The following is a 16455-nucleotide window of genomic DNA, read 5'->3' on the forward strand; positions in this document are numbered from 1 at the left end:
AGTTGAGGTAAAGCCTATTGAGATTGGAGAGTTGACCAAACTCTGCTGGCAGCGTTAGCAATTGATTGTAGCTGAGGTGAAACCATTTGAGGTTGAAGAGTTGACTAATCTCTGCTGGCAGCCTCGTCAGCTGATTGTAGCTAAGGTGAAGCCTGCTGAGGTTAAAAAGTTGACCAATCTTTGCTGGCAGTGTTCTCAGTTGATTGTAGCTAAGGTAAAGCGTGCTGAGGTTAGAAAGTTGACCAATCTCTGCTGGCAGTGTTGTCAGTTGATTGTAGCTGAGGTAAAGCGTGCTGAGATTAGAAAGTTGACCAATCTCTGCTGGTAGGCTTGTCAAGCCTCTGCCAGAAAGGTCTAATATTGTCGCTTTGTATCTAGCAGCTTTTTCAATTATTTTCAGCAGTTTTTCGTTGGTCATAGGCAGAGTTTTCACCAAAGCACTCGCAGCAGTAGCATTGAGCTAATTACTAATTTACCTTGTATCAAGGGTTGCATTGAAGTGCTAAAGAAAGATGAATTAGGCTAGTCGCCAATTTAGCTCGTTTGAAAACTGAGACAAGTGTATACTTAGCCAGTCGTTTGCGTAGCGTCTTGTAGAGAAGACATTGCTCGACCTTTGAACACCAACTGTCGAGCAAAAAAGGCGATCGCTCCACCTTTGAACATCAACTGTCGAGTAAAAAGGGCGATCGTTCCACCTTTGAACACCAACTGTCGAGCAAAAAAGGCGATCGCTCCACCTTTGAACATTAACTGTCGAGCAAAAAGGGCGATCATTCCACCTTTGAACACCAACTGTAATAATTTATAAACTTTTCTGTTTCTTCTCTTGGCGCTCTTGGCGGCTTCTCTGCGAGACGCTACGCGAAGGCGGTTCGATAATTTTCATAATTTGCTTCAGATAATAGGTGCGATCGCGGCAAAATATCTAACTTGTTGCATTTGATTTTAATATTGTTGTGTGTCCCTATGTAACTTGATGGCTATAGCTTTCCATATTGCCCAGCTTCGATCCCAGATTCCTATGTATAAATATGCCAAAAACTAAATCAAGTTCTCATGCAGATACAAACACATCAACCAAAGCTGATACCTTAGCTGCATCTGTTGTCTCCTCTTCTGCTCCTGGGCAAATCTACGATGTTGTAGTGGTTGGCGCTGGCCCAATTGGGTTAGCAATTGCTATTGGCTTACGTAAACGTGGTATTGAAAATATTCTTGTCGTTGATCAAACTCGCGCCTTTCGTGAAGTTGGACAAATATTGGATCTTGTACCCAATGGATTACAAGCTCTCAAACATTTAGATCCTAACGCTTACGAAGAAGTCAAAAAAACTGGGCTTGGTTTATTGAATCCCAAGCAGTCTAATGTCCAGAAAACTGTCGAAACTACTCAAGAGCAACAACCTCCAAAGACTTCACCCAAATGGGTTTCTAAAAATTTACAGGGGCAGATAATTCGGTCAACCTCGCTTAGTTTCGATGACTGGTTTAAAGATTATGGCGAGGGTCGAGTGTCAATTTCTTGGTACAATTTGCAGACAACCCTCAGACAGCTACTTCCCCAAGACCGAGTTAAAGCTAATCACCGTTGTATTAATGTTGTGAATGAGCCGGAAAAAGGTTGTGTTCGGATAGATTGTGTAAGTGACACAGGAATAGAAGCCAACCCCTATGCGTTTTGGACAGATGACCAAAAACATAATGACACGCAGTCCCAAAACTCAGATGTTGCCCCCCAACAATTAGTAACAAAATCGATTAGAGCTAAACTAATTGTTGCAGCAGACGGGATTAATTCTACAGTTCGGAGGCTGCTTTACACAGATACTCAATACCATGATTTTGCCCAACCTGAATACTCTGGCTTTGCAGCTATATTTTGTTGGGAAATAGCTGAGATAGCAAAGGAACTGTGGACGAAATTAGAAGAAGATTTCTTTCAAGACTCAACAGTTGTAACAATCACTAATGATGAAATATCTGGAAATTCTGTTTGTACAAATAACATTAGGATAATTTTATTTCATAGACCAACTGGTGAACTAGGGTACATAATACATCTTGCTTTGCCTTTAGACTCGTTGCAAGGAAAGTCTGAAAGTTCTTTAATTGACTTAGCTCTCCAGGAGTTGGAGAAGGCAGGCTTTCCTGATGCACTTAAGCAATTAGTACGTATATCTCCTCCTGCCAAGATACAGCAGCGTCCATACTATATTCACCATGCTACCATTTCGGATTCTCTACAAGTTTCTAACCCAACAGACCTGAATACTGAAGCTGATGCTGCCAAAATTCCACCAGCCTGGAGTGTAGGGCGAATCGTATTAGTTGGCGATGCCGCACATGGAATGCCTCCCTTCATGGGTCAAGGAGCTAATCAAGGATTTGAAGATGCGCTAGTAGTTACAACACTCATCACTAAAATTGCCGAGGAGAATAACTGGGATGATCCGCAAGCTATAGCCAAAGCCTTCGAGAAATATGAGTGTCTTCGTCGCCCATTGATAGCATACGTCCAACACGCAACATTAAAACGCTCACCCTACTCGTCAGACAAAGAGTGGCAAGAATACGCCCAACAGGTGTATCGCCGCAATTTCGAGCAAGTAATAGAGGCGCTGTAGTTTACCGGCTTTAATCCTCAAAGTTGCGACTTTAATCTTCATCATTCAAGTTCTGAAAAAGCTCACTATTTCACCTCTAAACACTAATTGTCGAGTCAAAAGGGCGTAGGCGTAGCCCGTCGTAGACATCGCACCTTTAAGCTAAATTATGGTGTTAGAGGATGTTTTAAAAGTCCTATTGTCGGTATCAAAACGTTCTAGATTCTCCTAAATCCACGCCACTGGCTCATGGGGATCTCCCCAAGTGGAGCGACTGGTGTGGGTTAGGGGGGATCAATAAGTGCCTAAAATCACAGCCAAACACTTTTAAAACATCCTCTTAATAAATGCTTCTGTTGTGAAGCTAATTTTCTCTGGTGATATACTCAACATCTAAGTATGATTCCGTACAGAAAGTTTTTGTTCAGAACATTTACGAGATGGGAACTCTAGGTAATAAGCTTAATTACAGTATCCCACCTTATACTGCCAATCATGTCCCATCCTGCTCACTCCACATTGGGCCAATCTTCTTACCCTCGCTTGACTAGAAGCCTAAGTGCTGTTGAAAGTTGGGGTTTTGGTTTGACAGCTCATATTTCTTGGACAGCATTGGTTCCAGCGATTCATGCTGCTCTCGGTTCCCAAGCTATTTTTGTCTGGATACCTGCGGTGATTTTCGGAATGCTGCTCAACTATCAGGTAAAACGCTTAGGTATGCATTTCATCAATGTAGCTGGAGGAACACCTAACTATGCTACCAAGCTACTGCAACACTACCCAGGACTAGCTCGCTATGCAGCAATTGGATATCTCCTCAATTGGGTTTCTTACCTGTCAGTGAATACAATCGTACTCAGAGATTTAATTAAAGTAAATTTAGAGACGCTGGGTATTACCTGTCCAGACATATTTCTGGATATTAGCTTTACACTGTTGCCCTTTATCGTGGCGTTTAGTGGAACCCGTGCCCTGAGTATTTTACATTTGTTTTTTGTCATTCCAGCCTTTGGACTGCTAATGACCTTCTGTGTCCAAGGTCTTGGCTGGTTAACGTTTTCTCCCTTTAGTCCTGGGTTTTTTCCTAGCAGTTGGTCATCTTTGAGCTTTGTAGATTGGGCAAAGTGGTTCTTTTTCGTCACTTATGCAACCTACAGTTGTGAAACAGCTTCTTCCTTTGTCGCCGATAGCCGCAACCCCACTCAAACGCTACGGTTTCTAGATGTTGCAGCCTGGATGATGCCACCCATCTTTTGGGGAGGTTCTTGGGTAGTGATGCGGTTAGCAACAAATCCCAACCTTAAAGACAATGCTTTTCTGAATCTTGCGGCAGCTTCCCTGCCCTTTTGGGGAAGATTCACTGGTGTAAGTGTTTCTTTTTTGCTAGTAGCTGCTTGTCTACTAGGTTCGGCAACGGTGGTTTCTAATTGCCCGCGAATTTTGTATCAACTGGCCTTAGATAACCACATTTCACCAGTATTTTCTGTCGTCTCCCGTCGGGGTGTGTTTGTCCCAGCATTGACATTAACACTGGTATTGTGCTTAATCTATCTGATTTGGGGAGATGTGGCGCGAATCGTAGCTGTTGGTAACATCGGTTGGTTCGTCTCCTTTATGTTACTGCATCTGGGGCTTTGGCTGCGGCGCGATCGCCCGGAAGTTTTGTTTCCTCGCATATCTCTGGGTATTCTGCTGTTAGAAGTTGTAGTGCTGTTGGTGGGCGGATTTGCCTGGGGTTGGCTCAACTTGCTAATTGGGCTATTATTTCCCATTGGTGTCATAGCAATAGATGCGGTAATTCGCCGTGTGAACTTCCCTGCTTTCCATCCTGATTGGTGGATGCGGCGATATCGCACGCGCCCTGTAGTAATCATTAAAGATTCAGTCATTCTTCAGGTGAGCATCCTAATTTTTTTACTGTGCAGCGCTGTGGCAGTTGGCTGGTTATTTGGCGTCAAACTTAATAAAGTAGCAACTGCGGGCGGTGAGAATATATTTGTGGTGCTGCTAATGAGCGTGGCATTTGTGGGAGTAGCGATCGCTTGTTGGACAAGTTTACCGCAAGTGGTTGCGATTGCAGAAGCGCGAGAATCTGCCGAACACCTGTTTACTGTCGCCCAGGATGGTATTTTAGTCGTAGATAATCAAGGCATTATCCGGCAAGCTAACCCAGCCACGGAATCGTTCTTTGGTGTCAACCCATCTGAGTTACTGGGAAATCACCTCAACAAATGGCTACCCGCATTAGTCTACTATCCAGAGCAGTGGACAAAGCGTAGCGAACAAATTCTAATCGGTAATGGGAAAAACAGAACTCTGGAAGTTTCCATCTCAGACCGACCCCATCGGGATTTTCAGGAATATGTCGTCATTCTCCACGATATTACCCAGCGCAAACAAGCAGAGCAGATATTGCGATACTCAGAAGCACAATTGCGCCAAGAAGCAAAGCAGTTAGTATCTCAATTGGTGCATAGTGAAAAAATGTCCAGTTTGGGACAGTTGGTAGCAGGTGTAGCGCACGAAATCAATAACCCAATCAATTTTATTTATGGCAATGTCGGCTATGCCAATCAATATATCCAAGATTTATTAAGATTGCTGCAATTATACCAGAAAAACTATCCTAATCCAGTAAAGGAAATTCAACAAGAAACAGAAGCGATCGACTTAAATTTTTTGATTACCGACTTGCCAAACTTGCTAACTTCTATGACAGTTGGTGCAGAACGAATCACAGAAATTGTCTTATCTCTGCGAAACTTTTCTCGGTTAGATGACGCAGAGATGAAAGCTGTGAATATCCATGAAGGTCTAGATAATACGTTAATGATTCTGGAACATCGCCTCAAACCTAAATCTTCTAATAATCTAGCAATTGAAGTGATTAAAGAGTACGGCAACCTGCCATTAGTAGAATGTTATGCCGGACAGCTGAATCAAGTATTTATGAATCTTCTGGCAAATGCGATCGATGCTTTAGAAGAGTCATTAGTCATTAGTCATTCGTCATTTGCAACCGACAAAGGACAAATTCGCATTCACACTCAACTCACTAACCAAAAGCAAGTAGTTATTCGCATTGGCGACAATGGTTTGGGTATTCCAGAAGATGTACAAAAACGTTTATTTGAACCATTCTTTACTACTAAACCAATTGGTAAAGGTACTGGATTAGGTTTATCTATTAGTTACCAGATTATCACTCAAAAACATCGGGGAAAATTACAATGTATTTCTGCTCCTGGCCAGGGGACAGAATTTGTAATTGTAATTCCGTTAAACCAGCAAGCTATCTAATTGTTAACATCATCTTACGTAGTTAAATTTTTAACCGAAGTGAAATGACTAACTTTAGTCGAAAGGGGAAAAAGTCACTGCTCAAAATTAGTAATGGTGATATAGCTTATACTAATCGACTGCAAAGATTGCCACCAGAACATCAACTAATTTTTGCATTTACTACTCTTGCTATTTCCCTTGGATGCAATGCTTTTATAAACAATTCAAAAAATTAATCATTTCATACAATGAATGATAAGTATATACAGTCTGGCTGTTTGTGATTTTCCACATAAATTGTTTATAGTTGGATATCACTTCTACTGAGATTGGTAAGCTATTTTGAGTTTGATTAACTTGGAAGCCTGCACGTTTTAAAGCACGAATAGTCCATGTTACAGCAATTCCCTCACCTATCATATTAATTTCTCCCTTATGGAATGTATAGAGATGAAATTCTCCAGAAGCAACATCGAACTCCACACCTTCACTCTTAAAAGTATCAGCAAATGCACCACTCAACACTAAATCTTCTGGTGCGCCAACGTGTAAAATACCATTAGTTGATAATAGCCAAACTTTATCCGCGAGACGCAAAGCTAAATCTAAATCATGGGTAGAAAGGAGAATCGCCTGATTGGTTCCTCGTGCTAACTGACGCAACAATTGCATAATTTCCACGCGTCGTGGTAAATCGAGAAATGCTGTTGGCTCATCAAGTAACATAACAATAGGCGATTGAGCTAAAGCACGAGCAATTATAATTTTTTGATGTTCACCATCACTTAATTCGTTAACTTGGCGTTGTGCTAAGTGTACTGCTCCTACAGATTTGATTGCCCAATTGACTATTGCTTCATCTTCGGGTGTCAAATTTCCCCACCAATCAGTGTAAGGATATCGTCCCAGAGTCACCAAGGTGTAGGCTGATAGCATTCCGACATCAACTTTCTCGGTGAGTACCAAACTTAGACGTTTGGCTAATTCTTGTGGTGCTAACTTGTAAATATTTTCTCCCAAGAGTCGCACTTCACCATCGATTGGGGGTTGCATTCCGGCGAGCGATCGCAGTAATGTAGATTTACCCGCACCATTGGGGCCAAGTAAACAAACCAGTTCCCCAGCTTGCAGAGATACCGAAATATCTGATGCAACACACCGAAAAGTTTTTCGGGATGTTTTATAACCAATAGTTAAATTGTGAGTTGTTAAAATTGCATCATTCATGAGGGAAAAGATTTTTAGGAATTGCGTCGCAGAATTACCCAAGTCACAACAGGAGTTCCAATTAAAGCGGTGACAGCATTTAAAGGTAAAACCACCTGATTTACCGCAACTTGGGAAAACAAATCTGCAAACAATGCTAAGATTGCACCCATCATTGTTACACTAGGAATTAATATCCGATGGTCGGAAGTATTGAACAGACTACGACAGAGATGAGGAATTGCTACACCTAAAAATGCGATTGGGCCACAAAAAGCAGTAATTGCTCCAGCTAATATAGATGCACTCGTAATAATTGAAAATCTAGTTTTCTGCACCGTTAAACCTAGACTACGTGCATAAGATTCACCAAGTAAAAGTGCATTCAAAGATTTCGATTGCAACACTGCTCCCAATAAACTCAAAAATATCACAGGAATTAAAACAATTAACTGTCTCCAAGTCACCCCAGCAAAACTACCAAAAGTCCACATGATATAACTTTGAATGCGTTCTTTTGAGCTAAACTGCAACAAAATACTTACTATTGCACTAGTAGCATAACCAAACAATAAACCTAAAATTAGTAGTGTCATCGTATCTTGCACTCGGCGAGAAACAACTAACATCATCCCTAACACTGATGCTGCGCCGAGACTTGCTGCTATGACTAAACCAAAATCACTAATTATTCCCAAATCTACTAATAATGTTGGTGTCGTAGCACTTGCTGTCAGCACAACTAACGCTACACCTAAACTTGCGCCAGAACTAATACCCAATACAAAAGGCCCAGCTAAGGGATTTTTAAATAGGGTTTGCATTTGCAAGCCACTCACACCTAAAGCTGCACCCGCTAAAGTTGCAGTTAAAGCTTTAGGTAGGCGAAATTTGAGAATAATATGAGTCCAGGTAACTTTTTCTGGTTCAAGTCCTAGCAAAATTTTTATTACTTCATTCAGGGGAATATCAACTGAACCTAAAGCCAAGTCTAATAAAAAAGCCAAGATTAAAGTTATAAGTATAATTAGAAAAATAATGGTTTTGAAAACCGGAGCATTTGGGGTTAGTAGGAAAATTTTAAATTTATATTTTTTGTTTAACATTATTAATTAATTTTGTGGTAATAAAATAGTTTATGGTTAGGTAATATCTCTAGATGTAGTATTTTAATTAAGTCAGATAAAACCATATCTGGATTACTGATTCCACCTTCCCAGTAATCATTACCTCCACTTTTATTAACACGGGCATTATTATTGTAAAGATTGCCTGTTTTCACAGCCTTAAAATCAGTATAGCGATTATCTTCTGCTATTAAATCTTTTAAATACTGCCAAGATTGGCTAACATTCAACCAGTAGTCAGCATTGGCTGCACGTTCCAAAACAACTTCAAAAGATAAAGGTAAACCACCAGAAGATTTATCATCACTCCAGAGATAGTTACCTCCAGCATCAGCAAGATATTTGGCTACATAACTATTCCCACCAGGCATAAACCAAGTACCTTTAAAATTGAATCCCACGAATACAGTTGGACGATTTTTTACAGATTTAGCTTTTTGAGCTACTTGTTCATATCTATTGGCAATTTCACTAAATATTTTTTCTGCTTGTTCGTCTTTATTAAAAAACAGAGCAGTAAATTTTAACCATTCGCTTCTTCCCAGTGGCGTGTCTTCCATATATTCAGAATTTATCCCCACTTTCAAACCCGCCTCTGTGAGTTTTGCATAACTATCAGTTTGGGAGTTTCCAGTACCAAAAGTTGTCACTAAGTCGGGATTTAATTCTAATAATTTTTCTATATCCACATTTGAATTATCACCTAATTGTATTACCTTTCCGACTTTGATTCTCTCGACTACATCAGGAGTATTGACTTGTTTACTATTACTAATACCAATCAGTTTATCAACTACACCTAACTTGGCTAGGTGGGGTAAATGAGTAGTAGATAAAGAAACTATGGAATTTATCGGTACTGTGATTACCTGTGCTTGATTAAATCCTTTTGGTGTGGAAGTTCCACATTGGACTAAAACATATTGAAACTTTGTGTTGGCATTCTGCCAAGGATTTTTTATCGTGACGATTTTGTAGTGTTTATGATACTCTACTGCGAAGCCTGTTGCATGAGTAATCTTGATTTTATTAGGGAAGTAATCAGTATTAGGGTCATATTTTTGAATACAGCCGTTATTATTGGTATTTGTAGATGTGTCAATTGCTGTACTATGGCAAGCAATAATTAAAGTGGCAATTAAGAAGAATTGACATAAAAAAATAATGGGTTTTGAGTGAGTCAGTTTTACCAATTTCATGGGATTTGAGATAAATATGATTTTTATCAAGCATAGACATGGAGGAGGACACTTCCTGCGCGGGTTTACCGACTTGTACCCCTATGGGTAAGCAAGCTACGTGTAGCGTCTTTGTTAGGAAAGGAAAGTGTTTTTCGCCCAGAGAGGAATACCAAGAAAACTGCTTTATATCTTTGCGTGAAATTTTTAAAAGGGTGAATTACACAGACCCTGGTGGATAGCAATGTTCAATAATTTTGTTACCTTTTACCAAGTGTTCATTGACAATAGTTTCAGCTAGATTTGAGTTAATGCGAGTGTACCAAGTCCTATCATCGGAATAAAATACAACCGGCCCTAGTTGGCAAACTTCCAAACAGCCAGATGTTCTCACTTCCACATCTAAACCTGCTTTTTCTACTGCTGATTTTAAAGAGTCCTGCATTCAAACTATCTGCACCTGCGAATCGTAATTCTTTATCAACTTCGACAGAATTTGTACTTTTCAAAATCCGGGGGTCATTTGCTGTATAACCAACAAAGGCGTAGATATTCTTCGCTAGCTGCAAATTGAAAACTGCTTCAATTCCCGTAGTACGAACTTTACCAATATTTTTATAAGTAGCTACTGGAACAGCAAAATTATAGGCGATTAAATCTGATATTGTGTTGTTGAAATAGGTCAAGCGCAATAAACCAAAATCGCCTAATTTCTGGTCAATTCCGATATCATAACTATCGCCTTTCTCTGGACGAAGATTGCGATCGCTATCTGTCAACGAGTTAAAATAGCCTTGACCAAATAATGGTTCAGGAACGGGGACTCCTCCTGGTACTCCTTGGTCTTTACCTAAATAGAGGGTTGAAAGGGTTAGGGTGTTGCGCTTTCCTAAATCCGCCTCCAGCTTGACATTAAAGTTATTGTAGAGAACATCATTATTTTCCCTAGTCCCCTTGAAGTTCGCCTCTGGGATAGAAAAAGCATAATTATTTTCGGCTTCGGTACGGTTGTAACCTACAACCCAACCAATATCCCCTATTTTCCCACTACTGTTGATAGTCTGCTGATTTAACCCATGTGCGCCAAAAGTAACTCCTGCTTGCGTTGTCACTTTTTCTGTAGGACGACGAGTAATAATATTAATCACCCCTCCAATTGCATCAGAACCATAAAGGGTAGAACCACCACCAGGTAATACTTCGATTCTTTCAACGATATTGGTAGTAAATTCTGAAAGGTCAAAACCACCAGAACCAAGTTCGTTAATTGGTCTACCATCAAGCAAAATCAAGACTTGTGCAGAGTTAGAACCTCGGATAAATTGACCACTTAAGGCATTCACTTCTGTACCAACTGTACCATCAGGCAAGATACTAGTCAGAAATTTTAGCGCTTCTCTGACAGTTTTAGCACCCTGCGCTTCCATCTCTTCACCTGTAATCACATAAACCGGACGGGTGGAATCTTTTACTGTCCCCTCGCGGCGAAAAGGTGAGTAAACAGGTTCATTGAGTAGCTTCTCGATGACTGTTAATTCAATATCTGGTTCTTCTGTGGATGCTGGAGTATTTTCAGGTGTTGTTTGTACAACTGGTTGTAAGTCTCTTGCAGAACCTTTATACCTGGGAAACTCAGATATTTGTGGAACTTGATTAGCGTAGGTGTAGCCCGCCGTAGGCATCGCTACATTTCCTCCACAAACCATCGCATAGATTGTGCTAAAAACGAAGATTTTTGAGAAAAATTCACAATAAGTAACTATACGGGAAGTGGACATGAAACTCCTCGTTCTCAGTAAAGACAGGTATTTATTTGTGCTGTTGAATTTTGAAGATTTAGGCTTTAACTAGCTTGCTGCAATGCATTGCCATACCTAAATCATGATGGATACTATTTGGATAGCAAAAAAGACTCTGTGGTATTTTTTATGGATACCCAAATTCCTATAGCACAACCCAAAATTGAGTGTCGTTACTAACAGCGAAGCGAACTAGTAAAACTTGCAGAGGGTACTGTCTTAAAACAGTATCTGTACCTATAAAATTTTTTAATTATATGTATCATCTGTACCTCGCAGATAAGTGTTTTGTGTCTAGAGTGAGTCGGCGGGTATTCTGACTTTGAGATACCTTATATTCGTCTCATTACAGCTGCGGGACAGCGCCGGATTTACACCGAACTTTCCCCCTTGCGTCTGATGGCTGATCCCCATCAGAACCGATTTGATATTGGTTTTATAATAGCATTATTATGAATTTAAGAATACTTAAACTTACTGGTTGCAATAGCTACAATTTCTCAGACTCGATGCCTGGGTTGGATGTAGCGATGTCTACGGCGGGCTACGCCTACGCTAACCCGCCTCACTAGCTGAAAAAGCAAAACTTAAAATTGAGGAAGTATAAACACTCCAAATTCTATTGTTATGCTACCTCTATAGTGTCGAGGAAACAGAGTAATGTTGAAGGTTTTTGCTGACCGTGGTGGTACATTCACAGATATTGTTGCTGTTACTAATAATCAAGCAATTATCGATGGAGTTTCAAAACATCCTGAACGTTTTTTAATTGTGACTCTGCCCAATCAGCAATGGATTATAGTCTACAAACTACTTTCAGAAAATCCCGAACAATATGAAGATGCAGCCATCCAAGGTATTCGAGATATTGTGGGTATTACTAGCAACGAACCTATTTTTCCTGAGGCGATAGAAGTGGTAAAAATGGGGACAACAGTAGCAACAAATGCGCTGTTAGAAAGAAAAGGAGACAGGGTTGTTCTTCTGATCACCAAAGGGTTTAAAGATGCACTGCAAATTGGCTATCAAAATCGTCCTAACATCTTTGTGCGCCAGATAATTTTACCAACGATGCTTTATGAGCAAGTGATTGAGATAGATGAACGCTACGATGCTAACGGAAATGAATTAATACCCATAAATATTCAACAAGCAAAAAGTGACTTACAAGCAGTCTACCATATAGGAATTCAGAGTTGTGCTATTGTTTTTATGCACAGCGATCGCTATCCCGATCACGAACAAAAAATAGCCCAGCTTGCCCAAGAGATTGGCTTTCCTCAAATATCCATATCTCATCAAGTTAGTCCCTTAATGAAGTTGGTTAGTCGGGGAGATACAACAGTAGTCGATGCTTATTTAACTCCTATTTTAGGTCGCTACGTCAACCAAGTAGCGAGTCAGTTACCAGGAGTCAAATTAATGTTTATGAAATCTGATGGCGGTTTAGTCGCAGCCCAAAAATTTCAAGGAAAAGATAGTATTTTAAGTGGCCCGGCTGGCGGTATTGTTGGCGCAGTTCAAACTAGTAAAAGGGCAGGTTTCGAGTTAATTATTACCTTTGACATGGGAGGGACAAGTACAGATGTTGCCCACTTTCAAGGAGAGTATGAACGACAACTAGATTCGGAAATTGCTGGGGCGCGGATGCGAGTTCCTGTATTAGCAATTAATACCATTGCTGCTGGTGGTGGTTCAGTTCTCTTTTTTGATGGTTCTAGTTATCGTGTTGGCCCTAAATCTGCTGGATCAAATCCTGGGCCTGCTTGTTATCGACGTGGCGGGCCATTAGCGGTTACTGATGCCAATGTGATGTTAGGTAAAATTCACCCGCAATATTTTCCCTCGGTTTTTGGAATTGATGGCAATTTACCTTTAGATAAAGATATTGTTATTCAAAAATTTACCCAATTAACTCAAGACATTCAAGCCGCTACATTAAATCATTGTACTTCCGAAGAAGTAGCAGCTGGATTTATGGCGATCGCAGTGGAAAATATGGCGAACGCAATTAAAAAAATTAGTCTGCAACGCGGTTATGATGTTACCCAATATGTGCTTTGTTGTTTTGGCGGTGCAGGTGGGCAAGTTGCTTGTTTAATTGCCGATACCTTGGGAATGAAAAAAATATTTCTACATCCTTATGCTGGAGTTTTATCTGCTTATGGGATGGGATTAGCTGATGTCCGGGCGATTAGAGAAGGAGGAGTTGAGCAACCTTTAACTCAAGCACTAATCTCTCAACTACAGCAGTTAATGGAATATTTAGAAACTCAAGCTAAAAGCGAAATAGATGAAGTACTAAGTCAAGTAGAAGTAATCCGAAAAATCAACTTAAAATATGAGGGTACTAACTCTACCTTGACCGTTAATTTCGCCGATGATGTGTTAGTGATGCGACAAAAGTTTGAGACTGAACATCAATCTCGTTATGGTTTTATTCAATTAGAGAAAAGTTTAATTGTTGAATCCGCTTCAGTGGAAGTAATTCAGAAAATGGATAATCCCGAAGAACCTTTAATTATTCGTACTCGCCCTTTAGATGAAGTGCCCGTATCTGTTGAGACAATAAAGATATTTACTGCTGATAGATGGCACGATACTCCTGTTTATCGACGGGAAGATTTACAACCAGAAGATAGTATTAATGGCCCTGCGATCGTTGTGGAAAAAATTAGCACAATTGTAGTAGAACCTAATTGGCAAGCGAAATTAACTGAACAGAACCATCTAATTTTAGAACGTCTATAAACTAGCTATTGTGCTGGAAAATACTCACCCTCACTACACTAACCTCAACACGGTTTTACAATTAAAAGGCTATCCATTCATGGACTCTCGCATCCAGTCATATTTGCGCTTCGCGGTAAGCCAGCAACGTGATACGGAGCAAATAGGGCCTTTCTTGGCTAGCTTTAACCGCCATAGCGCCAATCCTTTTCTTAACTATGCCATCCCCAATGACGCAGCCACACCCTCACTCACTGACGTCAAGGCACTAATCGCTGCCTATGAAAGTCGCAACCGAAAACCGCGTTTGGAGTACGTTGCTTCCCTTGCGCCTGCTGTAGAGGAGGCACTAGTAGCTGCTGGTTTCACCGTTGAGGGACGCTTGCCACTTATGATTTGTACTCCTGGTTCAGAACAATTGCTTCCTGCTCCCCCGGATATTGAATTAATCGTGCCAGTTTCAGACGCCCAGATACTTGCTACAGTTACGGTGCAAAACGAGGCTTACGGAGAGTCTGCACCAAGCCCCGAAGATGGTAAACGTCTTGGCAATAGTTTAGCAGCAGGCGGAATCGCTATACTTGCTCATGTTGCCGCAACAGGCGAACCTGTGGGGGCTGGAGTGTGTTCCGTGCCGGGAAATCAGATAACAGAAATCGCTGGTATCGGTGTGCGTGTTCCTTTTCGCCGACGCGGCATAGCAGGAGCCTTAACAACCCGGTTGGTGCAAGAAGCTTTTAACGCTGGTGTTACGGTAGCGTTTCTCATGGCGGCACATCAAGAAGAAGTACGAATTTACACCCGTGCCGGATTCTCTACAATAGGCGGAATTTTGCACATTTCGCTTCCGCCGAAGTAGACAGTGATAGCTAGTAGTAAACATTGAAGTATTTAAAAAAGCGCTTAAGCGATTACTAGACAATTTTTTAAGGAATTAAAAATGTACACAACAACTCAACCCGATCCTGTCCGCTTAGAAATATTCAAAAATCTATATCAATTTATCGCCGAACAAATGGGAATTGTGTTACAAAACACGGCTACATCAGTGAATATCAAAGAAAGGCTTGATTTCTCCTGCGCTATTTTTGACTCATCGGGATTATTAGTAGCAAATGCCCCCCATATTCCCGTACATTTAGGCTCAATGAGTGAAAGTGTCCGCAGTTTAATTAACGAGAAAGGCGACACCCTAAAACCAGGAAATGTCTATCTATCAAATAATCCTTATAACGGCGGTACACATCTCCCTGATGTCACTGCAATTACCCCTGTTTTTTTGGAAAGTAGTGAAAATAATCCATGCCCCATGCCCAATGACCAATGCCCCATACCCCTATTTTTTGTTGCTTCTCGTGGACACCAAGCAGATATTGGTGGAATTACTCCCGGTTCTATGCCTCCCCACAGTACCACAGTAGAAGAGGAAGGAATTGTTTTTGATAATTTCCTCTTGGTTGAAGAGGGCAATTTTCGAGAACTCGCAGTCAGACAGCACCTTTCAAATCATACTTATCCTGCTCGCAACCCTGACCAAAATATTGCTGATTTTAAAGCACAAATTGCAGCCAATGAACGGGGAGTACAAGAACTTCGTAAAATGGTTTTCCAATACAAGCTCGATACTGTTCAAGCTTATATGAAGTTTGTACAAGCTAATGCTGAGGAGTCTGTTAGACGTGCGATCGCAGTTCTCAAGGATGGCTCATTTACTTATAAAATGGATAATGACGCACAAATTCAAGTTAAAGTAACCATTCATCCAGAAAACCGCAGTGCTACTATTGATTTTACAGGGACTTCTCTACAACTAAATAGTAATTTTAATGCTCCTAAAGCTGTAACTCAAGCAGCAGTCTTATATGTCTTCCGTACTTTAGTTGATGATAATATTCCTCTCAATGCCGGCTGTCTTAATCCTCTAGAAATTATTATCCCGGTTGGCTGTATGCTCAACCCAACCTATCCAGCCGCAGTAGTTGCGGGTAATGTAGAAACTTCTCAAACTATTGTCGATGCTTTATATGGTGCTTTGGGTGTTATAGCTGCTTCTCAAGGAACGATGAATAATTTTACTTTTGGTAATGAGCAATATCAATATTATGAAACTATTTGCGGCGGTTCTGGTGCAGGAATTAATTTTGCTGGCACTAATGGTGTACATTCCCACATGACTAACTCCCGCTTGACCGATCCAGAAGTTTTAGAAACCCGTTATCCTGTACTTTTAGAAAGCTTTAGTCTTCGTCCCGATAGCGGTGGTAAAGGAAAATATTCGGGTGGTAATGGAGTTGTGCGCCGCATTCGATTTTTAGAACCCATGACAGCTAATATTCTCTCTGGTCATCGGCTTGTTCCTCCCTTTGGATTAAATGGTGGGGAAGCAGGAAAAGTAGGACGCAACTGGATACAACGACAGAATGGAATTGAAGAAAGTTTAGATAGCACAGCAACAGTAGAGATGAAAACTGGAGATGTTTTTGTGATAGAAACTCCTGGCGGCGGTGGATTTGGTAAAGTCTTTTAA

At 40.7% G+C, this 16455-nt stretch carries 11 protein-coding genes, 1 pseudogene and 1 riboswitch; of the genes and pseudogenes, 5 read left to right on the forward strand and 7 right to left on the reverse strand.

The window, feature by feature from the left end; translation table 11 throughout:
• Positions 1 to 418: leucine-rich repeat domain-containing protein (locus tag ACFE93_RS13990; protein ID WP_375473860.1), on the reverse strand; the 418-nt coding region annotated here is incomplete at its 3' end.
• Between the two features lie 149 nt (positions 419 to 567).
• Complete coding sequence (locus ACFE93_RS13995) at positions 568 to 777, reverse strand: hypothetical protein (RefSeq protein WP_375473861.1); 210 nt, start codon at positions 775 to 777, stop codon at positions 568 to 570.
• A 257-nt stretch (positions 778 to 1034) separates the two neighbouring features.
• On the opposite strand from ACFE93_RS13995, the gene ACFE93_RS14000 reads away from it, so the two are divergent.
• Together ACFE93_RS14000 and ACFE93_RS14005 are read left to right on the forward strand one after the other, a co-directional pair.
• Positions 1035 to 2627 carry an FAD-dependent monooxygenase gene (locus ACFE93_RS14000; protein WP_375473862.1) on the forward strand — a complete coding sequence of 531 codons (1593 nt, stop codon included), beginning with the start codon at positions 1035 to 1037 and terminating at the stop codon, positions 2625 to 2627.
• Positions 2628 to 3101: 474 nt separating this feature from the next.
• Positions 3102 to 5906 (forward strand): ATP-binding protein, encoded by a 2805-nt coding sequence (locus ACFE93_RS14005; RefSeq protein ID WP_375473863.1) that lies wholly within the window; start codon positions 3102 to 3104, stop codon positions 5904 to 5906.
• Positions 5907 to 6101: 195 nt separating this feature from the next.
• On the opposite strand, the gene ACFE93_RS14010 is transcribed toward ACFE93_RS14005, so the two are convergent.
• The 5 genes and pseudogenes from ACFE93_RS14010 to ACFE93_RS14030 all read right to left on the reverse strand — a co-directional run bounded on the left by ACFE93_RS14010 (position 6102) and on the right by ACFE93_RS14030 (position 11081).
• The gene (locus ACFE93_RS14010; RefSeq protein ID WP_375473864.1) at positions 6102 to 7115 is read right to left on the reverse strand and encodes an ABC transporter ATP-binding protein; all 1014 of its coding nucleotides are present in this window, start codon (positions 7113 to 7115) and stop codon (positions 6102 to 6104) included.
• Between the two features lie 14 nt (positions 7116 to 7129).
• Complete coding sequence (locus ACFE93_RS14015; protein WP_375473865.1) at positions 7130 to 8200, reverse strand: iron chelate uptake ABC transporter family permease subunit; 1071 nt, start codon at positions 8198 to 8200, stop codon at positions 7130 to 7132.
• Between the two features lie 2 nt (positions 8201 to 8202).
• The gene (locus tag ACFE93_RS14020; RefSeq protein WP_375473866.1) at positions 8203 to 9420 is read right to left on the reverse strand and encodes an ABC transporter substrate-binding protein; all 1218 of its coding nucleotides are present in this window, start codon (positions 9418 to 9420) and stop codon (positions 8203 to 8205) included.
• Between the two features lie 199 nt (positions 9421 to 9619).
• Positions 9620 to 9838, reverse strand: a pseudogene (locus tag ACFE93_RS14025) (ferredoxin); the annotation flags it as partial.
• Positions 9732 to 11081 (reverse strand): TonB-dependent receptor domain-containing protein, encoded by a 1350-nt coding sequence (locus tag ACFE93_RS14030; protein ID WP_375473898.1) that lies wholly within the window; start codon positions 11079 to 11081, stop codon positions 9732 to 9734. The pseudogene ACFE93_RS14025 and the gene ACFE93_RS14030, both read right to left, overlap by 107 nt.
• Positions 11082 to 11486: 405 nt before the next feature.
• Positions 11487 to 11637, reverse strand: a riboswitch (cobalamin riboswitch).
• Positions 11638 to 11858: 221 nt separating this feature from the next.
• Here ACFE93_RS14030 and ACFE93_RS14035 point away from each other — a divergent pair.
• The 3 genes from ACFE93_RS14035 to ACFE93_RS14045 all read left to right on the forward strand — a co-directional run bounded on the left by ACFE93_RS14035 (position 11859) and on the right by ACFE93_RS14045 (position 16455).
• Complete coding sequence (locus ACFE93_RS14035; RefSeq protein ID WP_375473867.1) at positions 11859 to 13949, forward strand: hydantoinase/oxoprolinase family protein; 2091 nt, start codon at positions 11859 to 11861, stop codon at positions 13947 to 13949.
• Positions 13950 to 13959: 10 nt separating this feature from the next.
• Positions 13960 to 14787, forward strand: coding sequence for a GNAT family N-acetyltransferase (locus ACFE93_RS14040; RefSeq protein ID WP_375473868.1), 828 nt, complete (start codon positions 13960 to 13962; stop codon positions 14785 to 14787).
• A gap of 81 nt (positions 14788 to 14868) precedes the next feature.
• The gene (locus ACFE93_RS14045) at positions 14869 to 16455 is read left to right on the forward strand and encodes a hydantoinase B/oxoprolinase family protein (protein ID WP_375473869.1); all 1587 of its coding nucleotides are present in this window, start codon (positions 14869 to 14871) and stop codon (positions 16453 to 16455) included.

The organism is uncultured Nostoc sp. (assembly GCF_964247315.1).
Taxonomy (GTDB): Bacteria; Cyanobacteriota; Cyanobacteriia; order Cyanobacteriales; family Nostocaceae; genus Nostoc.